Below are 13,446 nucleotides of genomic sequence, written 5' to 3'. Positions count from 1 at the left end.
ATAATCTTCTAATCTATCGCCGTGATTTTTGGGATGGAGACTGAAATTCGCCGCAGGAACATGGTAGTCACAAATCATCTGTAGTATGTTTATCTGCAACATGTTGTAGTTGTAGAGTACCTCTAACTAGGCGATTCATCCATGAAATCAAGAAAAGCGTTGCAATTGGCAGGCGATGGCTATGCGACTTTACTCAAAATCGTCGATTTTCTGATCATTAATATCTCTCTCACCTTTATCATTCGTTTGATTGGTGCAAAAGAAACCGCCATCGATGCGACGGCTGCTTTCCTGTTTTCTGTTATCTTTCTTCTTGCCGGCGAATACATCAACCTGTACGCACACAGTGTGCTGAGCCGAGTTCGTCGATCATTCGTTCGTTTAGTGTGTACGTTGATTGTTGCCGCCTTGGCGATGCAGGTGGTGAAATACACTTTCCGCAATCTGGATGGGTACACCATCACCAATTTGAACAACACCATTTTTTATCAATGGTACGTGCTGCTGCTGGTGTGTTTGGCTGCTGTGCGCATGGTCACCATCTCAATCGTGCGTTTGGTGCGTAAATCGATGAATAAAAAGCGCCGCGTGGCAGTGATTGGTTTGACCCCCGGCGGTTTGACCATTGAACGTGCCTTGATGCGTGCGCATCGCCCGCAAGATCTCGAAATCACCTTCTACGATGATCGCAACGAAAACCGCTTTGCGTACCCGATTCGCTCGCCGATGAAAGGCAAAGTCGCGCCACTGATTGAACTGGCCAAAGAGGGCGGGATCGACGAAGTGTTCATTGCGCTGCCGATGGTGGCACGCGATCGCATTCGTCACTATCTGGATGAATTGTCAGACAGCACAGTGGATACCTATCTGGTGCCAGACCTTTACACCTACAATCTGAATGTGTCGCAGTTGAAACGCATTGGCGGCGTACAAACCTTCAGTATTTTCAGCTCGCCATTTGATGGCATGGGTAAAGTGATCAAACGTATCGAAGACATTGTGATTGGTTCGATGATTGCATTGCTGATTTCTCCCGTTCTCATTGCGGTGGCGGTTGGCGTGAAACTGAGCTCACCTGGCCCAGTGCTGTTTAAGCAAGACCGTTACGGTTTGGGCGGTAAGAAAATCAAAGTGTGGAAATTCCGCTCGATGAAAGTGATGGAAAACGATGCGGTGGTGACCCAAGCGACCAAAAACGATCCACGCGTGACCAAGTTTGGTGCTTTCATTCGCCGGACATCGCTCGATGAATTGCCTCAATTCCTCAACGTGCTGCAGGGCTCAATGTCCATCGTTGGTCCGCGTCCACATGCGGTCGCACACAATGAGCAGTACCGTAAGATTGTTGATAACTATATGATTCGCCACAAAATCAAACCGGGTATTACCGGTTGGGCGCAAATCAACGGTTACCGTGGTGAAACGGAAACGGTCGACAAAATGGAAAAACGTGTACGTTACGACATTCAATACATGCAAAACTGGAGCCTGTGGCTCGACATCAAAATTATCTTTTTGACCGTATTTAAAGGCTTTGTGAGTGAGACGGCTTACTAGTGCGTTATGCATTGCGGCGTTGGTTCCGGCCGCGCACGCAGAGTTAACCCCCAAGTCCCATATTGGGCCGGCGGGCATTGATTTCCAAAGCCAAGTGGGTGTGGATTATGGTCACGACGACAACGTGACCTACCAACAAAACGCTGCACCGGCCGTGGCTTCGGATTTCTGGACCGTCACCCCAACCTTGCAGGCGGTGGGGGAACGGGGCGAAGACAAATACACCCTGATGTACAGCGGCGAGTTTCGTCGCTATGACGACTCTGCGGCGGACGATTACGATCGCCATTTTTTCATGATGGACAACGCGTGGCGTTTTGGGCGCATGCACGGACTCACGCTCAACATCTCGCAAACGTTAGGCCAAGAAAAGCGTGGTCAGGACATGTCGGAAGGCTTTACCGACAGTCAATTCGCTGAATATGGCTTTGACGAACAAGGATTGAAAAATTCGCTGCTTGATACCAGCGTTCGCTACAGTTACGGCGCGCCAGAAGGTCGCGGTAAATTGGAAGTGTTATTGCAACGCAAGCAGCTCCATTTTCGCGACACTGACGACATCGAACAGGCATCGCCAGCGTTTTACGACTACTTGCTGGAGCAGGAGTGGCGGGAAGACAGTTTAGTGGTTGATCTGTTTGACCAATACAGCAGCAAAAGCCGTTTTCGCTACAGTTTTATTACCAACCGACGCCACTACGAGCACGCCAGCAACAAGCGCAGTAATGAATACTATTTGCTGTTTGGGTTAAAAAGTGAGCGTACCGGCAAGACCACCATCGAGGGGAACGTTGCCTTGCTCTACAAGGAGTTTCCCAATGATGAGAATGCCGAGGATTTTAAAGGTTTTAACTGGGATATCGAAGCAAACTGGAAGCCAGTCAAGCATTCTGAGTTTACACTCTACACTTGGCAAAAAGTGAAAGATCCCGAGCAGGAAGGCGGCTATGTTTTGGATAACAAATATGGCATCGCATGGACGCATTATTGGTGGGTTGATCGCTTTTCCACCACGTTAGATTACGGTTATCAAACCGATGATTATCGTATTCCTAACAAAGACCGTTTTGATAAAAACCAAGTTGCGAAAGTGACGATTGGATACGATTTCCGACCCTCGATACGTCTTGAAATGAATTATCAATGGAGCGATATGCGTTCCAATAAAGAGACGGACGCATTCTTTATTAATAACGGAAACACTCAGGTGCTACGACACTTGGGGTATGAACAATCTCTGATTCAGTTGCAATTAAAGGTACAGATTTAGATGCGAGCATTAGTTATTGCATGGTTGAGTTTGATGTGGCTGGTGGTATCGCCTGTGTCGGCTCAAGAGACGCCGTCACCCTCAGCACAATCTGTGGATGATGCCCCAGCACGTGAGCTGCAGGATTACCATCTCGGGACGGGCGATATGATCGACATTATTGTTCACGGCGAACCAGACATGTCGATGAAGTTGAAAATATCGAAAGCGGGCGTGGTCAACTTCCCGTACATCGGTGAAATCACGCTGACTGGCAAAACGCCGTCACAAGTGGAAGCGGACATCGAAAACCGTTTACGGGGCGATTATTTGCTCAACCCAATGGTGACGGTGAACTTGGCCGAGTTTCGAAAAATTTACGTCTCAGGCGAGGTTGAACAACCGAACGGGTACGAATACCAGCCGAATTTAACGGTTGAACAAGCCATCGCGTTAGCGGGCGGCTTCACCGATCGGGCCGATCGCAAAGACATCAACATCCGCGTTGCTTCAAACCATGAACTAATAAAAAAAGTCGAGTTAACGCACCTTATTCAACCCGGTGACACCATCATCGTCGAACAGAGTTTTTTCTAATATGTCAGTAGGAATGGTAGAAAGCGGCAAGAAAATGGAAAGCAGCATTGATTTCGCGCCGCTGGTTAAATCGCTAAAAAAACATGGATGGAAAGTCATTCTGGCGACTGTGCTTGTGACGGGCGCGTGCGTGCCGTTGGTGATGTCGATGAGTTCGAAATACATTTCGACCGCGACAGTGCTGATTAAAGCACAGGAAGACAACGCGACGCCGATTGAGCAAGTCGACGGTTACGATTCAACGCGCAGTGCCTATTACGAAACGCAATACAACCTCATGCAATCCCGCGTGGTGCTCGAACGCGCCATCAAAATGCTCAAAATGGATGAAGATGCCCGTTACAACGGGGATAAGCCATTGGATGAGTCTCATCCAGAGTGGACGCTGTCTGAATCAGAGCGTATGGAGAAAGCACTGAAAGTGCTGCGTGAAGACATCACGTTTACGGTGGTGCGTCAAACGCAACTGGTGTACGTCTCATTTGAATCCAAAGAGCCGCAAGAAGCTGCGCGCATTGCGAACGGCGTGTCGAAAGCGTTTATCGACTACACCGTCGATCAAAAAGTAGAGAAAACCGAAAATGCGCTGCGCTGGAACCAAGAGCAGATGAAAGATCTGCGCCAGCAAGTGACGGCAAAGAAAAAAGAGATGGAGCGCTTTCTTGATAAGAATGGGCTGCTGACGTTTCGCGGTATTGACGGGTATGAAACCGAAGAACTGGGCATTGTGACCAACAAGCTCGCCGATGCCAAAGAACGCCGTTTAGCGTCTCAAGCACAATATGAAATCGTGGCGCGTAACATGGATGCGCCGATTGAAGATATTGCGTCGATGCCAGAAGTTTCGGGCCATCCACAAATGCAAGATCTGCGCATCGCGCTGATCCAAGCCAAACGTCACCTGGCTGACTTGGGGCTACGTTATGGTCCAAAACACAACAAAGTGCTGGAAGCCAAAGCGCAAATTCAAGCGATTGAAGATCAAACTCGCTTGCTGCTACAAGAGTTAAAAGAAGGTTTGTTGAAACAGTACCAAACCGATTTAGCGAAAGAAAACCGCTACAAAGCGTTGGCTAAAGTACAAAAAGATGATTTCAAAACCTTAGTTGCCAAACGTGACCAGTATGAAAGCTTGAAAACCGATTTGGACAAAACAGAAGACTTGTATCGTCAACTGTTCCTGCGCAGTAAAGAGCAAAGCTTAACCTCGCAATACCGCGAACCGGATGCGGTGCTTTATGACCCCGCTGCAGCGGCAGAACGTCCTCAAAAACCGAACAAAGCGTTGTTGTTGGCGATGGTCGCCATTCTAACGCCTGCGCTGTGCATTCTGTATTTGATCATTCGCGCCGGGCTGGATCGCAAGATCTATATGCTCAGCCAAGTGCAACCGAAACTGGGGCTGAAACCGCTGGCCGATATTCCGCACTTTGATGGCGAAGAGCCGCGCGAACATTTGGTCAATCTGATTGAGTCCAATCCGTATGCGATGGAAACGATTCTGGGCCTGAAAACGGCCATTCGACTGGCTGCGCCGCAAGCGCGTGTGATTGGGGTTGCATCGAGTACGGTGCAAGAAGGGGCGTCAATGCTGGCGCAATTGCTGGCAAAAGCGTGGAGCCAAAATGAGCGCACACTGCTGGTGGATCTGGATTATCGTGGCACTGGCGCCTTGTCGTTTAGCGTGGTCGCGAACCCGCAACCCGAACCCCTTGGCGTGGCGCAGTGGGTGAACAACCAGCATGACCTTGAGACGCTGATTCAACCCTTGAGTTCGCAATGCGATTTCTTGCCACGCGGCGAGTGGACCGCATCACCGTTGGTGCTGTTTGCTCACGAGCGTTACAGCGCTTTAATGAACCAACTCAAAGGGCAATACGATTGTGTGATCGTCAACCTGCCCGCATTGAGCGACAGTAAAGACAGCCAATTGGCAGCGCAAGCTGTGGATACGGTGTTGGTGGTGGTGCGCGCAGAGCAACGTCAGGCACCTGCGATTGTCCATGATTTGCGTAAGCTACACAGCGACAACATTGATGTGGTCGGCGCAGTGCTCAACCAAGTGAATGCAGAAAACCTGCAAGGCGAGGAGAGCAAGCGATTTATCACTCAGGGAAGTTTCACGACGTTCGCAACGGCGGAGTAAACCTATGAGTCTGCTTAGAAGCATCTCAACCATCGCCGGGTCTTCGGTGCTGTCGCAAGTGATTGGCGCGGCATCGTTGTGGCTCATCTCTCATCGCTACGGCATGGGTGAGGTTGGGATCTACGCACTGACCTACAGCATCGTATTGATTGGGGCGCAGGTGTGTACCTTCGCTTCCCAATTGCTCCTGCCCAAGCAGCACGATGACCTGCTGGTGCAGAATATCGTGTTTTGCTTGTTGCAGAGCCTGATTCTGGCCCTGCCGTTTACCGCGGTCGTGGTGGTGCTGTTTGATAAGCCGTTTGGCTTGTTTTATCTCTTAACTGTGGTTCACGCGTGGGTGCTGATTTCTGAAAACTTGCTGATGCGCGATGAAAAAATGGCGCTGCTGGCGCTGCAACGGATTTCGATGTCGATCGTTGTGATCTCGATGATTGCGCTGTCTGATGTGGCGATCTGGTTCTACTGGGCGTGGGCATCGCTGGCGTTTGGTTTGATCATTGTGTGGCTGGGTTATTCCACACCGCTCAAACAAGTGCGCGTGAGTCATTTTTCTTGGACACAACTGAGTCACTTCTATCGCGCCAATCATCATCACATCTCGAAAGTGGGTAGTGCTGAAGTGCTGGCGATGGCCAATAACAACTTGCCGATGGTGCTGATTAACTTTTGGTTCTCGTCAGTCACTGCGGGTTATTTTGCCGTGGTGAGCCGGTTCTGTTTGTCGCCAGTGGTGATCGTCGGCAACGCCGTGCGCAACTCAATTTTCTCCAAATGGTCGATTGATTTTCGTCATCAGCGTTTCAACTATCCGGAATTCATTAAGGTTCGCAAGCTGCTGTTTGTCCTGGGTTTGGTCGCCACTGCGGGCGTATTCCTCTTCTATCCTTTGGTGATGGAATTTGCTTACGCGCAGCATTGGGTGAGCCATGAGTGGGTCGAATCGGTTCCGACATCGCGCTACATGTTGCCCTATCTGTTTCCGGCGTTGGCCGTGTGTCCGTTAACTGTGATTGAACTGGTGTTTGGCTCGCCGCGCTACTTTTTGCGCATCCAAATTGAGCAATTGGCAGCCGTTGTGCTGGCGTTTGTGGTGTTGCCATATTTCCACCCAGATTATGGCATGTCGGTTTTGGCGTTTGCGGTGCTTTCGGCCGTGCGTTACGGCTTCATCTACTTGAAAGTCAATCAACGCGCGCGCGAGATGCGTGAGTCAATGGACGGCTCGGATGCTTAATAACGGTTTCTACATGCAGATTTACCTGTGGGTCACACTGGTGGTCTGCGGCATGGTGCAATATTTCACTGGGATCAGCGCGGTGTTGTGGCTGCCGTTTGTGCTGGCCTGCGCCATGTTATTGCTGATGATGCTGCAAACGCGCTACACGCCGTTTGTGCTTGATCACCGCGAGCGGATCATTGCTGTGGTGTTTGTCGCTTTCTTTGCAATGGCCACGGTCTCCACCGTGCTGCAAAACGGCGTGGTGGTCACGATTGTTGGTTTGAAAAATGAACTGGCGATTGCACTGGTGATGTTTTGTTTGTTGATGGGCTTTTGCCGCGAGTCGCAGATCCATCGCTTGACTCGCACAATGTACTGGATTTTCTATGCCCAGTTTCCGGTGATGCTCTACCAGCTCATGGTGGTGGTGCCCAAACGTGTTGCCATCAAAGGCGAGTTCGAAATGTGGGACTCGGTGGTGGGCACTTTTGGCGGCGACCCGATGGGCGGAGGGAATACCGCCGCGCTCGGTCTGTTTTGTTTGCTGATCATGCTGTTGAAGGTGTCGGAATACCGCCACGGGGTGGCGAGTAAAACCAGCACCGCGTTTCACGTGATTTCCGCATTCATCATGTGCATTTTGGGTGAGGTGAAATTCGTCATTCTCATTGCGCCCATCCTATTGGCATTTGTTTGGTTTGTACCGAGCTACATGCATGGCATGAAACGGTATAACGCCAAAATCATCTTAATCATGATCGGTGGTTCGGTGGCCTTGCTGGTGTTGGCGGTCTTTGCGCTTGCTTCGTCGTATTCATCGGCGTTTGGTGCTGACCCGAGCAAAGGCGCGTTTGAACTGTTCATTGAATCGATGGAATATATTTTTGACCCGAACTTCATCATGGAAAATGGTGAGTTAGGCCGCATGACCACCGTATTTTTCTGGCTGAAAAACAGTGATTTATATGGTCTGCCGAGTCTATTGTTCGGCTATGGGCTGAATGCCACAAACCATGGTAGTTCGGTCGCGCCAGGTTTCCTCAATAATGTGTTTAATGTGCTTTTAGATTCTACCTCCATGAGCATGTTGTTGTGGGAAATCGGTTTAATTGGCACATGTTTGTTTCTGTTGGTGGTTGGTATGGTGGTTTGGGTGTGTATTCCGAAACCGATGCTGCATGGGGCCAACATGGATTTGGCCGATATCCAACTTGTGGCCTACCAACCGGCGTACATTGCGTTTGGTCTTGCAGGATTAATGAGTATTCCTTATAGCCAGATCTTAATGTTGGTTCCGATGATGCAATTTATGTTTTTCTTTTCTCTAGGTGCAGCTTTAGTGATCCGCAAGTCTGTACTCACACTGGGAGAGCGTTCTTATGAGTGAAATTCCTACCGTCTCCGTCATTATCAAGACTTACAACGAAGCCAAAGGGATCGCGAAGACCATCAACAGTATTCGTGAAAATCTGCATGCGTACCCGCATGAAATTATCGTCGCCGACAGTTTGTCGAGTGACAACACCCAACACATTGCGCTGGAATTGGGGGCGACGGTGGTGACTTTAGTGAATGGGGAAGAGCGCTGTTGTGGCGTTGGGCACCAGCTCGGCTATTTGCATGCACAGGGTGAATTCTTGTTGCTGTTGGATGGTGACATGCAATTGGCGCCTGGGTTCATCGAAAAAGGCATCGAATTTCTGCACACCCATCCAGATTATGCTGGGGTTGCAGGCGAAGTCGAAATGGATGAAGCAGTGAGTTACGAATTCAAATCACGTAAACAGCGTCTGCACCTGATCTACCCGCTGGGGGATAATGATCACTTGGCGGGCGGTGGTCTTTATCGTAAATCGGCGATTGATGAAATCGGCTACCTCACCAACCGCAATTTACACGCTTACGAAGAGGCGGAACTCGGCATGCGCCTGATCCATGCCGGTTTTAAATTGCGCCGTTTGGACGTGCCTTATTTCCACCACACCTCGCACGTGATGTCGACCTTTGCGTTGTTGCGACACCGCTGGCGCAGCCGTTACCTGTGCGCGCCGGGTGAGCTGCTTAAATCGTCGTGGGGGCAACCTCATTTCATGCATGCGGTGAAAGAAGTGAAGAACGAAGTGATTTTCACCGTATATTTACTGGGCGTGCTGTTTGCGTTGCTGTGCTTGTCGTGGATGTGGTTTGGCATTGCGTTGCTGCCACTGGTCGCCTTCTTTGCGCTGAAAACCATGAAAAACCGCTCACTGAAAGATGCGGCCATGAGTGTCATTAACCTCACCATGTTTTCGATTGGGTTTTTACGGGGCTTGGGCGTGTCGCTCAAAGATCCTGCGGTCGCACCGGAAAATCGTGTGATTCGAGGAGAAGAGCAATGAAAATTTTGTTGGTCAATAAATTCTTCTTTTTGAAAGGGGGCGCTGAAACCGTCTTTTTCCAAGAGCGTGAGATGCTGATGAAATCTGGCGCTATCATCGTCGATTTTTCTATGCAACATGAGAAAAACGTCGACTCTGCGTACAAAGATTTCTTTGTCTCCAACGTCGATTACTACGACGGTCACGGCTTGATGGGCAGCCTGCGTACTGCGTTGGATTTCATTCACAATCGCGAAGCGTGTGAAAAAATTCGCGTGCTGATTGAACAAGAACGCCCGGATGTGGTGCATTTTCACAACATTTACCACCAATTGACACCGTCGATCATTAAAGTGGCGAAGTCTTTAGGCTGCAAAACCGTGTTGACCGCGCATGACACCAAAATCGCGTGTCCGAGTTACACCATGTATCGCGATGGTCACACGTGTGAAGCGTGTCTGCATGGTTCGGTGTGGAATGCGTGCCGTTACCGCTGCCAGCAAGGATCACTGTTTAAGAGCGCACTGTTGTCGCTGGAGGCGGTGTATCAATCAATGGCTGGGAACTACCAAGCGCTGGATGTGATTGTGTCGCCCAGTGAGTTTCTGGCCAACATCATTCGCCAAAAGTTACCGAACAATCGTATCGATGTGATCGTCAATGGGATTGATGAACACGTCGACACCACCGGTTGCAGCGATGAGGGCTATTTCTTGTATCTGGGCCGTCTGAGCCAAGAAAAAGGCGTGGCGACCTTAGCGAAGGCTTATCAACAATCGCAAAAGCGTATGCCATTGAAAGTGGTGGGCGACGGGCCGTTGTATGAACCATTGAAGGCCGCGCACAGCGACATCGATTTTCTCGGATTTCAAAGTGGCGACGCGCTGCACAGCTTGATCAAAAAAGCCAGTGCGGTGATTGTGCCCTCAGAGTGTTATGAAAACTGCTCCATGTCCGTATTAGAAGCAATGGCGTATGGCAAACCCGTGATCGGCGCCAACATCGGCGGGATCCCGGAGCAGGTGAGAGACGGCGTGGAAGGCCGTTTGTTTGAAGCGGGTAACCCGGCGTCGTTAGCCGAGGTGATGGATCAGTTTGCCATCCAGAAAGACGCCGCGGTTGATATGGGGCGTCACGCACGTCAGCGACTACTGAATAAATACTCACTGACCACCCATGAACAACGTTTATTAGATTTGTATCAGCAACTCGTTGGTGAGGCCGCTTAACATGAAAATTACTGTATTGGGCACGCGGGGCATTCCCGATGTGTTGGGGGGCGTCGAAACCCATTGTCAGCATCTTTATCCTGAATTGGTGAAACAGTTTGGGGTGGAGGTGTGTGTGATCGCGCGTTCGCCGTATGTGCCATACAAACGCTCCAGTTATTTGGGCGTGCAAACCAAAGCCATTTGGGCGCCGAAGAAAAAGTCGCTGGAAGCGATTGTACATTCGACCTTGGCTGCGTTTTCGACCCTGTTTGATGGTTCGGATGTGGTGCATGTGCACGCCATCGGCCCGGGTTTAGTGGTGCCGCTACTGCGTTTGTTGGGCAAAAAAGTGGTGTTTACCCATCACGGCCCAGATTATGACCGTCAGAAATGGGGCGGATTTGCCAAGAAAATTTTGATGCTTGGCGAAAAATTTGCCGCGAAATGGGCCAATGAAGTGATTGTGATTTCTGAAGTCATTAATCGCATTTTGCAGCAAAAATATCAGCGTTTCGACGCCAACTTGATCTACAACGGTGTGCTTGCGCCCGAGGCGCTCAGCGCCGAAAGTATCAACGCCACGTTGAGTGAGTATCAGTTGACGGCGCAAAACTACTTGGTGGCCGTGGGCCGCTTCGTCGAGGAAAAAGGCTTTCATGATTTGATTGATGCTTATCGTGAATCCGGACTCAGCATGCCGTTGGTGCTGGTGGGCGATACTGACCATGAAACCCCTTACAGCGCTGCGCTGAAAGAGAAAGCGCGTAGCACGCCGGGCGTGATCATGACCGGTTTTCTCAAAGGGGACGCACTCAAAGCGGTATTTTCGCAAGCGCGACTGTTTGTGATGCCGTCTTATCACGAGGGGTTACCGATCGCATTGCTTGAAGCCATGTCCTTCTCGCTGCCTGCGCTGGTGAGTGACATTCCGGCGAACACGGAAGTGGCCTTGGATCCAACCTGTTATTTCCCGGTTGGCAATGTGGCTGCATTAGGTGAAAAACTCAGTGCATTAAGTGAAGAAGCCCGTGTGGACTACGCCGAGTACCTAGCCAAATACGACTGGGAAAAAATCGCGCAGCAAACCATGCAGGTGTATCAAAAAGTTGTGGGGCAATAAGTGTCAACACCCGTAAAAGAGAACAAAACGGTGACGCAGTTCTATCATGCGCTTGATGAACGAGTGGCAGCAGAGCTCACCGATACACAGAAACAAGCGATTGAACACGCGATCAAAAGCGTGGGCTTGGTACATCGTCACGGCGTTGATGTACGCAAGAGTTTACCTTGGTTTGGTAAACGGTATTACCTGGTGTTGTTGATGGGGCGCGATCGCCGTCATCAACTGCGCCCGTCGGAATCCAAATGGGCGAATTTTGTCGTGACATCCTTGATGATTGTCGGGCTGCTCGCGCTGTTAGGTTTGTCATTCCTTGCGCTGTACTTGATCAAATCCGCCATGGGCATTGATATTTTTCCCAACTACTCACTCGGGATTTGGGATTGGTTTAAAGGGTTAATGCAATGAAACAACGAACAGCAGCGTGTCGGCTGAATTTGGCCAGTCAAGCGGGGTTGGTTTTGCTGATGATGTTGCCACTTTCAGCGTGTCAGGCGGAGAGCAAGAATGCGTCGTCGTCATCGACCGCGTCGGTATCGCGTGATGAGCAGAAAATTACCGTGCATCCGGCGGCATTGTCGGGGCCGATCACCAACCCGGGCATTGGGGTTGAAACGTTTCATAACAACTGGGAAGTGCCACTGCCGCTGGAGCTCTATCCCGAGTCTGGCGTGGATTACTTTCGTTTTTACTGGACCGATTTGGAGCCGGAAGAGGGCGAATACGCCTTTGGTATGGTTGACCGTTTGCTAGCGCAAAACCGTGCCGCGTTGCCATCACAAATGGTGGCGCTGCGTTTTATGACGGCAGACGGCCCTGAAAGCGGCAGCAAAATTCCAGATTGGCTGATTAAAAAAGGCATTCGCGGGAACTGGACGTCCGATGGCAAAACCTTCGTGCCGGATCTCGATGACAGCTTGTATCTGCACTATGTGGAAAAACTGCTCAATGCGTTTGGTCAGCGTTACGACGGCAACACCAACTTGAGTCACATCGATATCGGCATGGTTGGCTCTTGGGGGGAATGGCACAACAGTAACTTTACTGAGCTGGAGTCGTTGCATCAGCGCTACAGTGACAATGATTTGAATAAGTTGATCGACATGCATTTTGCGGCGTTTCCCAACACGCCTAAAGTGATGTTAATCAGCGGCGAAAACAGCTTGGCTTACGCGGTTGAGAAGGGCGCAGGTTGGCGCGCAGACTGCTGGGGCGACTGGCATAACTTCTCCGACACATGGAGCCATATGGTTGACGACTATCCTTATCGTCTTGCCATGGCTCAGCAAACCTATGCCAAGTTCAATCAGGCATGGCAAACCGCGCCAATTTCCTTGGAAACGTGCGGCAATATGTCGGAATGGTGGAGCAAGTACAATTACACCCGCGAGCAAGTGAAAGCGAGCTTAGATTGGGCGATTGCGCAGCACGCTTCGACATTGAACCTGAAATCGCACGTGGTGCCGACTCAGTATCGTGATTTGTTGGACGATGCGTTGACTCAAATTGGCTATCGTCTGCGTGTGGACACGCTGGTGCACCCTGCTGAATTGACGCCGGGCGCGACCATGACGGTTCAGGCCTTGCTTGTGAACGAAGGAAATGCGCCACCGTATCAGCACCATTATCTGGCGTATCGATTGGTGAATGAGGACGAAGAAACCGCGTTTTTCAACGTCTCAACCGCAGATGTTATGCGTTGGCTGCCGGGTGAACACGCGACCTCCAGCAGTTTCACTTTGCCTGAAACGATCCCCACCGGCCATTACTACCTTGAGTTGGCCTTGGTCGATCGCCATGCTGAGGCAGAAGTGAATCTGGCCAATGAAGGGTTGCAGGCATCGGGCTGGTATCGCTTATCTGACGTAACCATTCGTTAGGTCGACAGCCTTCGCTATGCTGTGGTGCGATATACAGCAGCAAACGAAAAACGAAAGTGACAGAAGAAAAGCGGGCAATGCCCGCTTTTTTGTACGTTGAGCGTTGA

At 50.4% G+C, this 13,446-nt stretch carries 11 protein-coding genes; all 11 read left to right on the top strand.

The genetic code is table 11. The features are described from left to right. Positions 1–141: 141 nt before the first annotated feature. The 11 genes from VFA_RS10885 to VFA_RS10835 are packed head-to-tail and all read left to right on the top strand — an operon-like array spanning position 142 to position 13,339. Positions 142–1,557 (top strand): undecaprenyl-phosphate glucose phosphotransferase, encoded by a 1,416-nt coding sequence (locus VFA_RS10885; RefSeq protein ID WP_004726867.1) that lies wholly within the window; start codon positions 142–144, stop codon positions 1,555–1,557. Beyond that, the gene (locus VFA_RS10880) at positions 1,541–2,827 is read left to right on the top strand and encodes an outer membrane beta-barrel protein (protein ID WP_004726866.1); all 1,287 of its coding nucleotides are present in this window, start codon (positions 1,541–1,543) and stop codon (positions 2,825–2,827) included. The genes VFA_RS10885 and VFA_RS10880 overlap by 17 nt, the downstream gene beginning before the upstream one ends. Then, entirely contained in the window at positions 2,828–3,403 is a 576-nt protein-coding gene (locus tag VFA_RS10875; protein ID WP_004726865.1) for a polysaccharide biosynthesis/export family protein, read from the top strand. Between the two features lies 1 nt (position 3,404). After that, positions 3,405–5,549, top strand: coding sequence for a GumC family protein (locus tag VFA_RS10870; RefSeq protein ID WP_038151607.1), 2,145 nt, complete (start codon positions 3,405–3,407; stop codon positions 5,547–5,549). A gap of 4 nt (positions 5,550–5,553) precedes the next feature. Next, positions 5,554–6,786, top strand: a complete 1,233-nt coding sequence (locus VFA_RS10865) for a lipopolysaccharide biosynthesis protein (RefSeq protein WP_014257466.1) — start codon at positions 5,554–5,556, stop codon at positions 6,784–6,786. Beyond that, positions 6,779–8,158 (top strand): hypothetical protein, encoded by a 1,380-nt coding sequence (locus VFA_RS10860; RefSeq protein WP_004726862.1) that lies wholly within the window; start codon positions 6,779–6,781, stop codon positions 8,156–8,158. Before VFA_RS10865 ends, VFA_RS10860 begins: the two co-directional genes overlap by 8 nt. Next, positions 8,151–9,149 carry a glycosyltransferase family 2 protein gene (locus tag VFA_RS10855; protein ID WP_004726861.1) on the top strand — a complete coding sequence of 333 codons (999 nt, stop codon included), beginning with the start codon at positions 8,151–8,153 and terminating at the stop codon, positions 9,147–9,149. Before VFA_RS10860 ends, VFA_RS10855 begins: the two co-directional genes overlap by 8 nt. Beyond that, on the top strand, positions 9,146–10,357 hold the full coding sequence (locus VFA_RS10850; RefSeq protein WP_004726860.1) for a glycosyltransferase family 4 protein: 1,212 nt from the start codon (positions 9,146–9,148) through the stop codon (positions 10,355–10,357). The genes VFA_RS10855 and VFA_RS10850 overlap by 4 nt, the downstream gene beginning before the upstream one ends. 1 nt (position 10,358) lies before the next feature. Further along, positions 10,359–11,459, top strand: coding sequence for a glycosyltransferase family 4 protein (locus tag VFA_RS10845; protein ID WP_004726859.1), 1,101 nt, complete (start codon positions 10,359–10,361; stop codon positions 11,457–11,459). Then, positions 11,460–11,867, top strand: a complete 408-nt coding sequence (locus tag VFA_RS10840; protein ID WP_038151604.1) for a hypothetical protein — start codon at positions 11,460–11,462, stop codon at positions 11,865–11,867. Next, positions 11,864–13,339, top strand: coding sequence for a DUF4832 domain-containing protein (locus VFA_RS10835; protein WP_004726857.1), 1,476 nt, complete (start codon positions 11,864–11,866; stop codon positions 13,337–13,339). The genes VFA_RS10840 and VFA_RS10835 overlap by 4 nt, the downstream gene beginning before the upstream one ends. Positions 13,340–13,446: the final 107 nt, after the last annotated feature.

The organism is Vibrio furnissii CIP 102972 (genome assembly GCF_000176175.1).
In the GTDB taxonomy this organism is placed as follows: Bacteria; Pseudomonadota; Gammaproteobacteria; order Enterobacterales; family Vibrionaceae; genus Vibrio; species Vibrio furnissii.
The sequence above is the reverse complement of the archived record's forward strand: the minus strand, read 5'-3'. Positions and strand labels throughout refer to the sequence as shown.